This is a genomic window from Halomonas sp. CH40 (assembly GCA_041875495.1).
Lineage (GTDB): Bacteria > Pseudomonadota > Gammaproteobacteria > Pseudomonadales > Halomonadaceae > Vreelandella.
This window is the reverse complement of the sequence record CP112982.1, coordinates 1035722-1049754: the sequence shown is the minus strand read 5'-3', so window position 1 is coordinate 1049754 and position 14033 is coordinate 1035722. Positions and strand designations below refer to the sequence as shown.

The window sequence follows — 14033 nt, the reverse complement described above, 5'->3', positions numbered from 1 at the left end:
CACGTTTTTGAATCTCGACATTAGGTGGCGGCGGCACTATCGGCCAAGCTTGCTGGCCCAGGCGCGTGTGGCGTCATCCATTAACCGGTGTACATAATCGAAGACTTCCTGGCTTTTCTGGTAGGGGTCGGGGATGTCCTTGCCCTGGCCGTTTTCCAGCCATTGGCCGAGGCGCATGGTCTTGCCCAGCATCGCCGGCGACATATCGGCTATCGCGCGGCGTTGGCCATCGCTCATTACCAGCACCAGGTCAGCGGCTTGCAGCATGGCCGGGGTCAGCTGGCGGGCTTTGTGGCTGGCCACTTCCAGCCCGGCCTGTTCGGCCAGCTGGCGGGCTTTGGGGTCTACCCCTTCATCCACCACGGCACTCAGCCCGGCTGAGGATAGCTGCTTGCCGGGCAGCCGCTTACGCAGCATTGCCTCCGCCACCGGGCTGCGGCAGATATTACCGATACAGACCACCAGAATATGTTGAAACATACCTTACCCAGATAGATGGATTCGCCAGGGGTTGCCCTGGCGAATAGAGCTGTCAGCCAAAAATTCACTTATATACTGCCCGTGTGTTGCATTTATGCTGCACCAAAAGATGCGCCTGCATACTACAGCACTGTTTGTCAGACTGCTTACTCAAGCTGTCTATTTATACAGGGGTATTTGTAAAATTTGCTGTGAAATTTGCGTAACCCTGAAAAGATTTGAGAGTTTTTAACATATTTTTGACCGCAATTGGATGACCATCGGCATTTTATTGTTAATTTGTTGAAGCAATACCTTGGCCACAGCCTTTATATTGCTCGCCATCAATGGAGAGAGTGACGCGTGCAGGGAAGGGTTCGCCGCTCATATCATCAAAGCAGGCGCTGGATTCGATGCGTACGCGAAAGAAGTCATCGGCCTTGGCGTTTTCGATCACCACCCGCCCTGCGTCATTATCCATCACGCTGACCATATAGGGCATGGTGCGGGTTTCACGGCCGTAGTTAGAGATCAGGGTCATTTCGGGGGTCTGGCTGGAGAGCTTGACTATCCAGCCGGGTTCATTGCCTCGGCCAAGAAACATGACATCCGGGTAATCTTCCCGAGTGAAGGCTTGGCGCTGTTGGGCCAGCTGGCATTGCAGTTGCCCACGGGGGGTTTCTACCTGCGCCTTATCGCCGCGGTTCCATAAGCTGATATCGCCTTGCTGGTAGCGCGCACCGCTGGCCACAATGGCCTGGGGTAATTGCCAGGCACCGTGCATTGACCAGAGACGCAGGCTTTCATCATTCACGGCGGTCACCAGGTTCTGGTTGGCAGGCGAACAGCGCCAGCCATCAAAGCGCTCTGCCTGGCCAGCAAACAGGCTGGAAGGCAGCAAGGGGGCTTTTTCAGCCACGCTGCCTGTGCCGGAAGGTGCCGATGTTGCCGCACAACCGCTGAGTGCCAGGGCTGCAATCCCCGCCACCAGGCCAGTGGACAGGCATTTTTCGATGTTAGGTTTACTCATCACAAGCTCCGTTTTATGAAGGGTCACAATGCTAATATAACAGGTGAGTGCTAAGAGATGAGTTAAAACCGCCACGGATGCACACGGATTTTCACGGATAAAAACCTTTTGTTTTTGGTTTTGAACTTATCCGCATTTATCCGTGTTATCCGTGGCTAACAAGATCCGGTTAATGCAGTGAGCGGTGGGCTTTGGTCTGTTCGCGTTCGAGGATGGCGTCGGCATCTAGCGAGTTGATGGGCACATCGGGGCTGGGGGGAATCTCGCCGCTGGCCAGTAGTGCCTGGTAGCGCAACACACAGACCCGCAGGAAAGAGGTGAAATTCCCCAGATCGTGCCCGGCGTCTATCGATTCATGATAGAGCCGGGTGATCAGCTGGGCGGTGTTCATGGCGTCGCGGCGGGCCATTTCTTCCAGCAGCTGCCAGAAGTAGTTTTCCATGCGTACGCTGGTCACCATGCCGTCGATGCGCAGCGAATGGGTCTGGCTTTGCCATAGCGTCGGGTCGGCATTGATAAATAGCCTGCACATAGGGCCTCCTGGTCAGCTGCGATTTATCTGCGTTTTTACCGCCCAAGTATAGACCTCTTTAGCGATCCAACAGCACCATAAACTGGGCCAGCCAAGCCGGGTGTGCGGGCCATGCGGGGGCGGTTACCAGATTGCCATCGGTAACCGCATCCGTGACCTCAATATCGGCAAAGTGGCCACCGGCCAGTTCCACTTCTGGCTGGCAGGCCGGGTAGGCAGAGCATTGTTTGCCCTTGAGCACGCCTGCCGCCGCCAGCAGCTGGGCACCGTGGCACACCGCCGCAACCGGTTTATCGTGTTCGAAAAAGTGCCTCACCATGGCCAGCACCGCACCGTTGAGGCGCAGGTATTCTGGCGCTCGGCCACCGGGGATGACCAGGGCATCGTAGTTGGCCGGGTCGATATCAGCAAAGGTTGCAGTCAGGGCAAAGCGGTGGCCGGTTTTTTCGGTGTAGGTCTGGTCGCCTTCAAAATCGTGGATCGCCGTTGCCACGCTGTCGCCAGCTTTTTTGTCCGGGCAGACGGCATCGACCTGATGCCCCACCGCCATCAGCGCCTGGAACGGCACCATGGTTTCGTAGTCTTCGGTGAAGTCACCGGTAATCATCAGAATGCGTTTGGCGCTCATTGTCGTGCTCCTGTTGGAATTGTTCTATGAGCGTAGCAACTCCCAAAGCACGACGGGTATTAATGGGGTACTACGGGTGAGTGAAAATGGCTACGGACCCTCACGGAAAACACGGACAAGGTCAAAACCAAACTGCCAGTAAAAACGAAAGGGGTTTGTCCGTGCCGTCTGTGAGGGTCCGTGGCTAATGACCTTTCGTAGCGACGTAAAAAGTTTCAATGTCGCGTTTCGGCGCGCAGCCTTTCGACTTCCTCAACCGGAAGCTCTTCAATCTCTGCAATAAGCTGGTCGCTCATCTCAGTCAAGGCAATTAACTTACGGGCAGCATTGCGCTTACTTTCCAGAGCGCGTTGTTCGGCTTCTTGTCGGCCTTTCTCGATACCCAACTTTTCGCCTTTCTCGATACCCAACTTTTCGCCTTTCTCGATACCCAACTTTTCGCCTTTCTCGATACCCAGGCGCTCAATTGTGTTCACATAAGGCATTTGCTTTTCCTCCTGTATGGCGTAGACCGCCTGGACAAATTCGGGTTCCAGTGCTCTGGGTAGCTGCAGCATCCAGTCGATGATATTGAACAACCGCACTATCTGTTCTCGGCTGTAGCCCCGCTCATACAGCAGCCGAATCAGGGCAACCTTGACATCTTTGCGCGTGGCGCCGTCCTTTACCCGTTTGGCTTGAACCTGAGCCATCACTACCAACGCGAAGACGTTATTGCTCGTTTCCAGGTCTGCCCAATGCGTTTCCCAGTCAATCAGTTTAGCCGTGGGGAAAGTAAACGTCAGCTCGCATCCCCAGCGTGCAAAGTGGAACGTTGTCGGACGAAAGTTCTGGCGGGTATCCGTCAATACCGCCAAGCTGACAACGTCCATGTTGTAGCGATCTCGTAGCCGATATTGATAGGTATACATCCGCTCGGCAAACGCTTCTTCAGGTTCGCCTTGAACCTCGACATGAATTAACACCCAGGTCTCACTGCCATCTTTTGCGTACACCTTGATCAGTTTATCCGCGTGGCGTCTTCCACTGTCTGCATCCGGCGTAATCTGCTGAAGCTCCTTATCAAGGAAACTGTAACCTTGTGACCAGTCCACCTGTTCATTAATAGCGGGGAACAGCAGGTCCAGAAACTCTTGAAAATATGACTCCAACGCCATCTTCCACGGGCTATCGTGATCGGCACGGCGGCCATCGTCCTGATCGCTCATAATGACTCCTTGTCGCTTAGTGCCATTACTTTAGCACAACGTGCTTAACTGACGTGGCTCATTACCAGCTAGGCAACATCAGGCAAAGGTCAAGGTGGATCCCCGATAACCCCACTCGGGAATGACAGTTTTGGGGGCAATTCGGGAATGACGGTTTGGTGCCGTTATCCTACGGTATTGTGATAATATTAGTGAAAACTATAAAGGCATGGATGCGTATGAACGAATTACTGGACCCTACCAATGATTATGTCTTCAAGCGTTTGTTTGCTGAGGCTCCCGCGTTATTAGTTGATCTGATTAACGATTTACGCCCTGATCTGCCGGATATTGTTTCCGTCGAAATTATTAACCCCAACATTGAACCGGTCGAACTGACAGGGAAATACATTATCCTCGATGTGCTGGCGCGTGATAATGCGGGGGACTGCTATAATGTAGAGGTACAGGTGCGACGATATAACGCTTGGCACAAACGCGGCTTATTTTATCTGGCTCGCACCTTGAGCCGGCAGTTGAGCACCGGTGAGAATTATCAGGATCTGCGTGCTTCCGTGGGTTTGCATCTTCTCGATTTTGATTTGTTTACCGCGAATGAAAGAGAGCAAGCGCAGGCTACTTGGCGGTTTGAAATGCGTGATGAAAACCAGCCTGAGGTCACGCTTGGGAACACGCTGCAGATGAACCTGATCGAATTGAATAAGGCAGATCGCCTGGGTTTGTCAAAAGGCCCTCTCGGCGCCTGGATCATTTTCTTCAAACACTGGCAGGAGGAACTCACCATGGCCAATGTATCGCATGAACCGGTTAAACGGGCGATGAACCGTATCCGGGAGCTAAGTGCCGATGAAGAAACCCGTCGCCTTGCCTTTGTTCGCGAACGCGCCCTACATGATGAAGTCTCGTTGTTGAGTGACGCCAGGCAAGAAGGCTTGAAGCAAGGGCTGGAGCAAGGACTGGAACAAGGGCTGGAGCAAGGGCTGGAGCAAGGGCGTGAAGCAGTGGCGCTAAACCTGATTGATATGGGGCTGCTGACTGATGCTCAGATCGCGACTGCTTCAGGGCTCAGCGAAGCAGATGTTAAAGCGCTGCGGCGGCGTGAATAGCCACGGACCCTCACGGATAACACGGACAAGGTCAAAACCAAACTATCAGTAAAAACGAAAGGGGTTTGTCCGTGGCGTCCGTGAGAGTCCGTGGCTAACTGGCCTTTTTTGAAGTGGATTCCCGATTACCCCTCGGGAATGACGGGTACTGGGGGTGTTCGGGAATGACGGTTTGGTGCCGTTATCCTACGGTATTGTGATAATATTAGTGAAAACTATAAAGGCATGGATGCGTATGAACGAATTACTGGACCCTACCAATGATTATGTCTTCAAGCGTTTGTTTGCTGAGGCTCCCGCGTTATTAGTTGATCTGATTAATGATTTACGCCCTGATCTGCCGGATATTGTTTCCGTCGAAATTATTAACCCCAACATTGAACCGGTCGAACTGACAGGGAAATACATTATCCTCGATGTGCTGGCGCGTGATAATGCGGGCGACTGCTATAATGTAGAGGTACAGGTGCGACGATATAATGCTTGGCATAAACGCGGCTTATTTTATCTGGCTCGCACCTTGAGCCGGCAGTTGAGCACCGGTGAGAATTATCAGGATCTGCGTGCTTCCGTGGGTTTGCATCTCCTCGATTTTGATTTGTTTACCGCGAATGAAAGAGAGCAAGCGCAAGCTACTTGGCGGTTTGAAATGCGTGATGAATACCAGCCTGAGGTCTGAAGAATCCCCACGGATTTGGCGCTATGCGTCGCATAATGCCTGATCGTGGGCTTCTTCTCTCAGGCTGGCCTTCAGCGATGTCCAGCAAGGCCAGGGCACAGCGCCGGAAGGTTGTCGACGCAGCCATTCCAGCCCAAGGCGCCATACCGATAAAACATTGCGATGATTGATACTGTTGCTCTGGTAGTGTTTCTGCTGCCCTCTGGTTTTCACGCCCAGGCCAGCGACCATCATCGCCATATTGGCCAACATCGCGATCAGCAGCAGGATCTCGATACGCCTGCCCTGACGCGATTGATGCATACCAAAGCCCAGCCCAAAAAGGGGGCTTTTGACGTCGCGAAAACCTTCTTCGATCTGCATTCGTTGCCGGTAGATGGCGACCACTTTTTTCGCCTGTGTCGAGCGCTTCGGCAGATTAGTGACCAATACCCAGGGTTCTTCCTGACGGCGGGCGATGGCTCTGCTCGCACTGTCCTGAGAGGCCTGTCCACGCTTGTTACGATCTTTACGCCCCTTGGGCGATTGGTGATAGAGCACCATCTGAGTCGTCAGTGGGTTGCTGCGCGCTATCTGAACTTCTCCAAGGGCACTGGGTACCGAGGTGGCTTGCTGAAACAATGAACTGACCGCCTGCCACGCTGCACCGGATGCCTGATAATGGGTGGGGCTACGTACACGCCCGACGTAATACCAGCCACGCTTCTCTACAGCGCGAAACCACGGGTTACGAAAACCGGCATCGGTCACCAGCACAGGCGTTGCCCCTTCAGGCAACAGGCGGGCAATGGCTTCTAATAGATACGCTTCGCAATACGCACATCCATTTTTGTGATGAACCTTTTCAAAGATCGGCAATGAGCGCCCGGCAAAGGGGATAGCAGCACGCAGCAAAAATTGCTGCCCATAATGATCGATAGGCGACCAATCGACCAGAATCAGGGGACGTGTCATATGACCGATCAACACATTAGCCACCAGCCAATAAAACAAGGGGCGCTCCTCGTGCAAATGGTGGTTGCCCAATAGCCGGTCGACGCGCTTAATGGTATGCCGAGGCGCTACCGGCCCTGGCAAAGCACGCCCGAGCGCTGTTAACCCCAATCGACGATCCGTCAGCAAGGCACCCACCGTATCCAGAAGTGCTTGAAGACGTTTGGCATGTATTGAGGGGAGTGCTGATGTGAGCCAATTGTGTAAGAATCGTGGGGCCTGCATGGGTCTCCTTAGGCATATTGTTTGTTTGGCGATTAACAACATGCCGACTCATGCAGGCTCCTTCAACATTACCTGCTGATTTTATTGAAATATTTGTGGGGATCCCTCAGGCCTGAGGTCACTCTCGGGAACACGCTGCAGATGAATCTGATCGAATTAAATAAGGCAGATCGTTTGGGTTTGTCAAAAGGCCCTCTCGGCGCCTGGATCATTTTCTTCAAACACTGGCAGGAGGAACTCACCATGGCCAATGTATCGCATGAACCGGTTAAACGGGCGATGAACCGTATCCGGGAGCTAAGTGCCGATGAAGAAACCCGTCGCCTTGCCTTTGTTCGCGAACGCGCCCTACATGATGAAGTCTCGTTGTTGAGTGACGCCAGGCAAGAAGGCTTGAAGCAAGGGCTGGAGCAAGGGCTGGAGCAAGGGCGTGAAGCAGTGGCGCTAAACCTGATTGATATGGGGCTGCTGACTGATGCTCAGATCGCGACTGCTTCAGGACTCAGCGAAGCAGATGTTAAAGCGCTTAGGCGGCATGGTGAGTAAAAAATGGCCACGGACCCTCACGGAAAACACGGACAAGGCCAAAACCAAACTGCTCATAAAAAACGGAAGGGGTTTGTCCGTGCCGTCCGTGAGCGTCCGTGCTAATGACCTTTCGTAGCGACGTAAAAAGTTTCAATGTCGCGTTTCGGCGCGCAGCCTTTCGACTTCCTCAACCGGAAGCTCTTCAATCTCCGCAATAAGCTGGTCGCTCATCTCAGTCAAGGCAATTAACTTACGGGCAGCATTGCGCTTGCTTTCCAGAGCGCGTTGTTCGGCTTCTTGTCGGCCTTTCTCAATACCCAACTTTTCGCCTTTCTCGATACCCAGGCGCTCAATTGTGTTCACATAAGGCATTTGCTTTTCCTCCTGTATGGCGTAGACCGCCTGGACAAATTCGGGTTCCAGTGCTCTGGGTAGCTGCAGCATCCAGTCGATGATATTGAACAACCGCACTATCTGTTCTCGGCTGTAGCCCCGCTCATACAGCAGCCGAATCAGGGCAACCTTGACATCTTTGCGCGTGGCGTCTTCCACTGTCTGCATCCGACGTAATCTGCTGAAGCTCCTTATCAAGGAAACTGTAACCTTGTGACCAGTCCACCTGTTCATTAATGGCGGGGAACAGCAGGTCCAGAAACTCTTGAAAATATGACTCCAACGCCATCTTCCACGGGCTATCGTGATCGGCACGGCGGCGTGAGGAATAACAAAACCGCCACGAATAACACGGATTTCCACGGATAAAACCTTTTTGGTTTTGACCTTATCCGTGGTTATCCGTGTACATCCGTGGCTAAAAAACGTGGTTAAAAAATCTAACGATCAGTGAGGAGGTGGTGGAGTTTGCCGCAGTTGACCATGGGGTCGTCGCAGTTGATGACGATTTCCGAGTTGGCGAGTACATAGCTGCGCCCAGTAATCGTGTTTTCGACCACCTGGAAGGTGCCTTGCTGGTGCCAACCGGTGGCGGTGCCGATAAAGCCGGTTTCCCGCAGCGAGACGGTTTCCAGCTTGTCGCCGATATTCAGGCGCCCTTCATGGTTCATCAGCGCCAGCCGCGCTGATGTGCCGGTGCCGGTGGTGCTGCGGCAGATCACGCCCGGGTGTACATAGGTGGTGGAACGCGAGCGGATATAGCCATCCGCCACCTGCTCTTCCGGCCCCATAAAGTGCAAAAACGGCAGCGGCCCGACATCGCCCAGGGTGTAGTGGGAGAAACCGCGCTCCGCCTTGATGGCTTCGACAATCTTGTAAGCACATTCCGCCAGGGCGCGCTCTTCTTCACGCACCAGCTTGAAGCCGAGCTGCCCTGCATCCACCAGGGCATAGAAGCCGCCGCTGTAGGCAATGGAGTAGGTGACGTCACCGATATCGGGCACATGGATAGAGGCGCGGTAGGTATCGATGTAGCTGGGCAGGCCTTCACAGGTAATCGCTTCAACGACGCCGTCCTTGACCGTAGCTTCAATGTTGACCAGACCGGCTGGCGCTTCAAGCTTGAAATGCTGCACGCCTTCGCGCTTTTCAACAATACCGGCTTCGAGTACGGCCGTGGCGGTGCACAAGGTGTTGGAGCCGGAGTAGATCGGGTAGCCCATTACTTCCATGATGATATAGCCCGCGGCGGCCTGGGGGTCGGTGGCGGGCACAATCAGGTCCACCGACATTTCGGGAATGCCGTAGGGTTCAAACAGTAGCAGTTCGCGCAGGCCATCGGCGTTGTCGCGCAGGTATTCCATCTTCTCGCGCACTGTCTTGCCGAGTAGCGGGTCAATCCCGCCGGTAACGATACGGCTGACATCCCCACCCGCATGGGTATCCATTAGCTGGATGCTATGACGTGTTTTCATGCTGTTGTTCTCCTGGCTCAGCCGTTCAGGCTGAAGGGGGCGCCGTGGGTGTGCCACTGGCTATCGGGGACGATAACGATCTTTCCCAGGTAGTTGCTGTCACGGTTGACGAAGTAACGCTCGGCGTCGTGCAGCTCAGAAAGTCTGAAAGCCGCATGCAGAACGGGCTTGAGGTCGCCGCTGCGAATCCAGGCCATCAGCTGCTCGGCTTCTTCGCGGGTGCCGTGGGAGACGCCGAAGATCTGTACCTGATACAGGTAGATGCGGGTCCACATCATTTCGCTGAGATTACCGCCACTGGCGCCAGCAATCGACAGCCGTGGGTAGCTTTTCCGCGCCTGCATGTCATTGATCATGGTGTCGATGAAAAGGTTGGTCATATCACCGCCAACCAGATCCATCACCGCATCAATCGGCGCGCCGCCAGTCGCTACCAGTACGCGCTCAACAAAGGTGGGCAGGTCGCCGCGGTCGATGACGTCTTCTGCGCCCATGGCTTTCAGCGCATCAGCCTTGTCCAGCTGGCTGACCGCGTAGGGAATGGCGCCGATAATGCGGCACAGCTGAATCAGCGCTGTGCCTACGCCGCCGCTGGCGCCTGTAACCAGCACCCGTTCCCCACGGCTAACATTGGCCGAGGTCATCATGTGATACGCCGTCTGGTAGGAGCACATGCCCATACTGGCCAGCTCCGCATCGGCCAGTTCCGGATTGGGAATATGATGGAACTGATCCGCTGGCACGGCGACGTATTCGGCATAGCCGCCATCGGCACCGTGGCCGTAGTAATCCGGCGTGAGGTTGATATCCCGACGAGCATCGGCGTAGAGGTTGAAATCCAGCAGGCCGCGCTCACCTATCCGGCTAGCATCAACGCCCTCTCCTACCGCGGCAATGCGCCCGACAATATCGGCGCCCTGAATGCGCGGAAAGGTGAAGGTTGGCTCGCCGCCCATGGCAAAGGAAGTCACATCGCCTTTGTCCTTGGTCGGATAAAGCCCTTCGCGGGCCTTGCGGTCGGTATTGTTCTTGGCGGTGGCGGTCACCTGCACCAGCACTTCCCCCGCCTTGGGTGTCGGCACCGGTACATCCTGGCGATATTCCAGCTTGTCGATATCACCGTGGCCGGTCAGCACCATGGCGGCCATGGTATCCGGCAACGTCACGGGCACCTTGGGAGAAGTAGCGGTCTGGGTCATTAAAAGGCTCCTGAATAAAAAGGGTCAGATCCAAATTAATCATTCCGCACTTTCCTTGACAGTTAATGAAAGCCAGTCAGTTAATTTGGATCTGACCCTCTTTATTCTCTTTATTCGAAGGCGTGCGTAATCTGCGAGAAGATAGCAAATTTCGTTCTCGGTGCCAGCGGGGTAGGAGAATTTAATATTGATGGGTTGCTTGAAAACTCGTCATACTCCTGAAAGCCTATCAGAAGGAGCCCTCGTGAAAACATTATATACAGCATACTTCACTGCCCCTGCGCCCTTCGGTGTCATTCGCCTTGAGGGCCATGATGAGGGCATCACGTCGATTTACTTTGATCAGGAAGGGTCAGCGCTCAACGCAGTTGAATCTCACCCGCTGCTTGAGCGCTGCTGGGAGCAGCTGGAGGCGTTTTTTAAGGGCCAGCGCCAGGCGTTTGATATCCCTTTGGCGGCTGAAGGCACGCCTTTTCAGCAGCAGGTATGGGCGGCGCTGCGGGAGATTCCCTTTGGCGAAACCGCAAGCTATGGGGCTATCGCCAGCGCGCTTGGCAAGCCCACCGCTAGCCGTGCGGTGGGCATGGCCAACGGGCGCAACCCGCTGCCGATTATTGTGCCCTGCCATAGAGTGATTGGCGCCAATGGCCAGCTGACCGGCTACTCCGGTGGTTTGGCATGCAAGCGCTGGCTGCTTGAACATGAACAGGCACACAAAGATGCACACCAGGCGCCGCTAACCTAGCCGTTCAACCACCTCAACCTACCCGTGAGATAAGCCGTGATGATATTGCGGCTTGCAGCAGGCCGCCGAGCGCTTCAAGCTAGGCGGCTTTTTTGTATTGATACGTATTCTCCTGCTACTGACGAGTTTTGCATGCTGCCCTTTGCCACTGCCTATCACCGCCGTTTGACCTGGCGTTACTTTGCGCTGTTTATTGCCATCGGCATGACCGGCGGCCTGCTTGGCCCTGCCTTGCCGCACCTGGCGGATAGCGTGGGCGCCAGCATGAGCCAGATTGCCATTCTGTTTACCGCCCGCGCGGTGGGCAATATGAGCGGTGCCTTTGTAACGGGCCTGCTGCTCGACCGCTTTGATGGCCACAGGGTGCTGTTTGCCATGGGCGCCATCATGGTGACGGGGCTGGCGATTACCCCTTTTAGCCCGCTGCTGATCCTCCTGGCGGGGCTGTTTGGCGTACTTGGATTTGCCGAGGTGGCGCTGAATTCCGGCGGCAATACCCTGCTGATCTGGTTGCATCGTGATGATGCCGGGCCGAATATCAGCGCCCTGCACTTCTGCTTCAGCTTTGGCAATATGCTGACCCCGCTTGTCATGGTAGCGGCGCTTTCCCTCACCGGCCAGTTTCACTGGGCATTCTGGGTCGTCGGTGCCCTTGCCCTGCTCACTCTGTTGCCTTTGCTGCGCTTTGCCAGCCCGCACAAAACGCCCCCTGTTGATAGTGACACACTGCCTGCCATCCCCAAGCACAGCGATACTGTTTTGCTAGTGCTGTTCATGCTGATTTTCGCACTTTATGTGGGTATGGAGATCACCTTCGCCGGCTGGGTGACCTCCTACGGGGTGCTGGTGGGGCTGGCCGCCAAGGACGCTGCTATTCTGGCCACCCTGTTCTGGCTGACGCTGTCTGCCGGGCGGCTGTTAGCTATTCCGCTACTGCGGGTGGTCTCGCCCTGGTGGGTGCTGTGTGGCTGTGCGGCGCTTGGGCTTCTTACTGCCTGGGCGCTGCATGCGCTGTGGGTGCCGCTGTCTATCGGTGCCCTACTGTTCGGGCTGGCGGCTTCAGCCTTCTTCCCGACCCTCTACGCGCTGAGCAACCAGGTAATGGAAATGCGCGGACGCACCACAGGGGCAATTTTCACCGCCGCTGGCAGCGGCGCCCTGGTGGTGCCCTCGCTGACCGGCCCCCTGCTTGACTGGCTGGGCGCCGGGGCTTTCCCGCTGCTGCTGGCGGGCCTGGTCATATTGATGAGCGCTGGCCTCGGGCTGCTGGCACTTCGGTTACGCGCCCTGAGGGGCCGAGCCACTCACTCCGAGGCCGTCAAGCCGCTGCCACGCGGCGAGCACTAAGCGCCAGCCCTACGCTGACCAATGTGGAGGCCAGCAGCGCGCCGACAAAAGGCGCCAGAGTGGGAATGCTGTTGGGGAAACTGGCTGCCAGCAGGCCAGCGCTGAGGCTGCCTTGCATCACCCAGCCGGGCAGGATGGCGCCGAGCATGCCAGCAAGCCCGCCGGCAATCGCCGCGAACGGGGTCATCCGTTGCCACAAGCCGAGCAATACCGGCACCACGATAGCGGCGCACAGCAGGTCGGCGATCAGGAAAAGTCGCAGTACCGAAACGCCCTGCAGTGCCACGATCACCACCGGCACCATCAAGGCTACCGTCGCCCAGCGGGCCAGGGGTAGCGAGCCGCCCTGGGTGGAGAACTGTTCGCTGGCCAGTGAGGCAATCGCGCTTTGCAGCGTATCCACACTGGAGGCTACCAGAGTGACCGCCAGCACCAAGGCGGGCAGCGCCAGCCAGGCGGGAGCTTCGGAAAGCAGTGCAAAAAACGGAATCGGCGGCTCACCCAGGGCCACACCGCTCATAGCAGCAATAATGCCCAGGCCGCCAATCACCATCACCACTACCACGGTAGCGGCGCCGCCCAGCCAGGCGCCCCGCGACAGGCTCTGGTTGTCTTCCGCCGCCCATACCCGCTGCCAATAGCCCTGGTGGAAAAGGTTGGCGGCGGTGACCGCAATCACCAGAGTCAGGGCAACGCTCAGCGCGCTGCCCAGCGGCGCCGAGGGCATGGCCGCTTCGCTGGGCAGCTCCGGCAAGGCTGTTAACGCCACGCCGCCGACAATCACCAGCAGGGCAATCAGCAGCCAGGCCTGCCAGCGGTCAGTGGCCAGACTGGCACGCAGGCCGCCCACGGCGGTGTAAAGTAGCGTGGTCAGCGCCACGCCCATGACTACCAGAGCCGGCGGCACATCCGATAACAGCGCAGTAATCGCCCCGATGGCGGTCAGTTCAGCAGCCAGAAAACACGCCATATAGGCCACCGACACCAGAGACACCCAGTGGCGCACGCCGCGCCCATAGCAAGCCTCGGCAAATTCGGCGATGCTGCGCCCATGAGGCAAGGCACGGCGGATTTTTGGGCCATAGAGGCCCAGCACGATAAACGGCAGCGCCGAGCCAATGGCATAGCCAGCCAAGGCTACCGGGCCGACAAAGGCGCCGATCTCGGGGGGAGCAAACAGAATCCAGGCGCCCATACCGGAGGCCAGAAAGGACAAACCAATGGTCAGCGAGGATTGGGAGTTGCGCGCCGACAGATAGTCATCCACGGCATTGGCACCCGTCAGGCTATGCGCCCGACGCGCCCGCAGGCCCAAAAATGCAAAGCAGAAAAGTGCCGCGCCAAGCGCAGCGGCGGTCAAGTATGGCATGCCGCACTTCCTCCGCCGGTATTAACCGGATCAGGTTCCAGGGTCTGCAAGCGCGATACAACGCCTGCCTTCTCAGCCGGTTGGCTCCCCTGGCGACAGTGAATGTAAGTTGTCGGC

At 56.2% G+C, this 14033-nt stretch carries 15 protein-coding genes and 1 riboswitch; of the genes, 5 read left to right on the top strand and 10 right to left on the bottom strand.

Annotated elements, in window-relative coordinates:
* Window positions 1–36 precede the first annotated feature (36 nt).
* From OR573_04790 to OR573_04770, 5 genes are all read right to left on the bottom strand, one after another.
* Window positions 37–480, bottom strand: a complete 444-nt coding sequence (locus tag OR573_04790) for a low molecular weight phosphotyrosine protein phosphatase (GenBank protein XGA80973.1) — start codon at window positions 478–480, stop codon at window positions 37–39.
* A gap of 274 nt (window positions 481–754) precedes the next feature.
* Window positions 755–1489: an MliC family protein gene (locus OR573_04785; protein ID XGA80972.1), complete on the bottom strand. Its 735-nt coding sequence runs from the start codon at window positions 1487–1489 to the stop codon at window positions 755–757.
* Window positions 1490–1658: 169 nt separating this feature from the next.
* Window positions 1659–2021: a ribbon-helix-helix domain-containing protein gene (locus tag OR573_04780; protein ID XGA80971.1), complete on the bottom strand. Its 363-nt coding sequence runs from the start codon at window positions 2019–2021 to the stop codon at window positions 1659–1661.
* A 58-nt stretch (window positions 2022–2079) separates the two neighbouring features.
* A complete protein-coding gene (locus OR573_04775; GenBank protein XGA80970.1) occupies window positions 2080–2649 on the bottom strand; it encodes a DJ-1/PfpI family protein in 570 nt (189 codons plus the stop codon).
* 215 nt (window positions 2650–2864) lie between these two features.
* A complete protein-coding gene (locus tag OR573_04770; protein XGA80969.1) occupies window positions 2865–3857 on the bottom strand; it encodes a hypothetical protein in 993 nt (330 codons plus the stop codon).
* A gap of 158 nt (window positions 3858–4015) precedes the next feature.
* On the opposite strand from OR573_04770, the gene OR573_04765 reads away from it, so the two are divergent.
* Together OR573_04765 and OR573_04760 are read left to right on the top strand one after the other, a co-directional pair.
* Complete coding sequence (locus OR573_04765; GenBank protein XGA81667.1) at window positions 4016–4963, top strand: Rpn family recombination-promoting nuclease/putative transposase; 948 nt, start codon at window positions 4016–4018, stop codon at window positions 4961–4963.
* 235 nt (window positions 4964–5198) lie between these two features.
* The gene (locus OR573_04760) at window positions 5199–5642 is read left to right on the top strand and encodes an Rpn family recombination-promoting nuclease/putative transposase (GenBank protein XGA80968.1); all 444 of its coding nucleotides are present in this window, start codon (window positions 5199–5201) and stop codon (window positions 5640–5642) included.
* 21 nt (window positions 5643–5663) lie between these two features.
* Here the strand turns inward: OR573_04760 and OR573_04755 are convergent, their stop codons facing one another.
* A complete protein-coding gene (locus OR573_04755; GenBank protein ID XGA80967.1) occupies window positions 5664–6860 on the bottom strand; it encodes an IS4 family transposase in 1197 nt (398 codons plus the stop codon).
* Window positions 6861–7103: 243 nt separating this feature from the next.
* On the opposite strand from OR573_04755, the gene OR573_04750 reads away from it, so the two are divergent.
* Complete coding sequence (locus OR573_04750; protein XGA80966.1) at window positions 7104–7406, top strand: hypothetical protein; 303 nt, start codon at window positions 7104–7106, stop codon at window positions 7404–7406.
* Window positions 7407–7538: 132 nt separating this feature from the next.
* Here OR573_04750 and OR573_04745 read toward each other — a convergent pair whose 3' ends face one another.
* From OR573_04745 to OR573_04735, 3 genes are all read right to left on the bottom strand, one after another.
* Complete coding sequence (locus OR573_04745) at window positions 7539–7949, bottom strand: hypothetical protein (GenBank protein ID XGA80965.1); 411 nt, start codon at window positions 7947–7949, stop codon at window positions 7539–7541.
* A 272-nt stretch (window positions 7950–8221) separates the two neighbouring features.
* On the bottom strand, window positions 8222–9256 hold the full coding sequence (locus OR573_04740; protein XGA80964.1) for a proline racemase family protein: 1035 nt from the start codon (window positions 9254–9256) through the stop codon (window positions 8222–8224).
* 17 nt (window positions 9257–9273) lie between these two features.
* On the bottom strand, window positions 9274–10455 hold the full coding sequence (locus OR573_04735; protein ID XGA80963.1) for a zinc-binding dehydrogenase: 1182 nt from the start codon (window positions 10453–10455) through the stop codon (window positions 9274–9276).
* Window positions 10456–10699: 244 nt separating this feature from the next.
* On the opposite strand from OR573_04735, the gene OR573_04730 reads away from it, so the two are divergent.
* Together OR573_04730 and OR573_04725 are read left to right on the top strand one after the other, a co-directional pair.
* Window positions 10700–11200 carry a methylated-DNA--[protein]-cysteine S-methyltransferase gene (locus OR573_04730; GenBank protein XGA80962.1) on the top strand — a complete coding sequence of 167 codons (501 nt, stop codon included), beginning with the start codon at window positions 10700–10702 and terminating at the stop codon, window positions 11198–11200.
* Window positions 11201–11332: 132 nt separating this feature from the next.
* Window positions 11333–12547 carry an MFS transporter gene (locus tag OR573_04725; protein XGA80961.1) on the top strand — a complete coding sequence of 405 codons (1215 nt, stop codon included), beginning with the start codon at window positions 11333–11335 and terminating at the stop codon, window positions 12545–12547.
* On the opposite strand, the gene OR573_04720 is transcribed toward OR573_04725, so the two are convergent.
* On the bottom strand, window positions 12519–13916 hold the full coding sequence (locus OR573_04720) for a sodium:solute symporter (GenBank protein ID XGA80960.1): 1398 nt from the start codon (window positions 13914–13916) through the stop codon (window positions 12519–12521). The genes OR573_04725 and OR573_04720 overlap by 29 nt on opposite strands.
* A riboswitch (TPP riboswitch) is annotated at window positions 13906–14017 on the bottom strand. (Overlaps the previous gene by 11 nt.)
* Window positions 14018–14033 lie beyond the last annotated feature (16 nt).

Excerpts from the sequence above, each read along its gene's own strand:
- OR573_04790 (XGA80973.1), bottom strand. The coding sequence starts at position 480 with ATGTTTCAACATATTCTGGTGGTCTGTATCGGTAATATCTGCCGCAGC.
- OR573_04785 (XGA80972.1), bottom strand. The coding sequence starts at position 1,489 with ATGAGTAAACCTAACATCGAAAAATGCCTGTCCACTGGCCTGGTGGCG.
- OR573_04780 (XGA80971.1), bottom strand. The coding sequence starts at position 2,021 with ATGTGCAGGCTATTTATCAATGCCGACCCGACGCTATGGCAAAGCCAG.
- OR573_04775 (XGA80970.1), bottom strand. The coding sequence starts at position 2,649 with ATGAGCGCCAAACGCATTCTGATGATTACCGGTGACTTCACCGAAGAC.
- OR573_04770 (XGA80969.1), bottom strand. The coding sequence starts at position 3,857 with ATGAGCGATCAGGACGATGGCCGCCGTGCCGATCACGATAGCCCGTGG.
- OR573_04760 (XGA80968.1), top strand. The coding sequence starts at position 5,199 with ATGAACGAATTACTGGACCCTACCAATGATTATGTCTTCAAGCGTTTG.
- OR573_04755 (XGA80967.1), bottom strand. The coding sequence starts at position 6,860 with ATGCAGGCCCCACGATTCTTACACAATTGGCTCACATCAGCACTCCCC.
- OR573_04750 (XGA80966.1), top strand. The coding sequence starts at position 7,104 with ATGGCCAATGTATCGCATGAACCGGTTAAACGGGCGATGAACCGTATC.
- OR573_04745 (XGA80965.1), bottom strand. The coding sequence starts at position 7,949 with ATGCAGACAGTGGAAGACGCCACGCGCAAAGATGTCAAGGTTGCCCTG.
- OR573_04740 (XGA80964.1), bottom strand. The coding sequence starts at position 9,256 with ATGAAAACACGTCATAGCATCCAGCTAATGGATACCCATGCGGGTGGG.
- OR573_04735 (XGA80963.1), bottom strand. The coding sequence starts at position 10,455 with ATGACCCAGACCGCTACTTCTCCCAAGGTGCCCGTGACGTTGCCGGAT.
- OR573_04725 (XGA80961.1), top strand. The coding sequence starts at position 11,333 with ATGCTGCCCTTTGCCACTGCCTATCACCGCCGTTTGACCTGGCGTTAC.
- OR573_04720 (XGA80960.1), bottom strand. The coding sequence starts at position 13,916 with ATGCCATACTTGACCGCCGCTGCGCTTGGCGCGGCACTTTTCTGCTTT.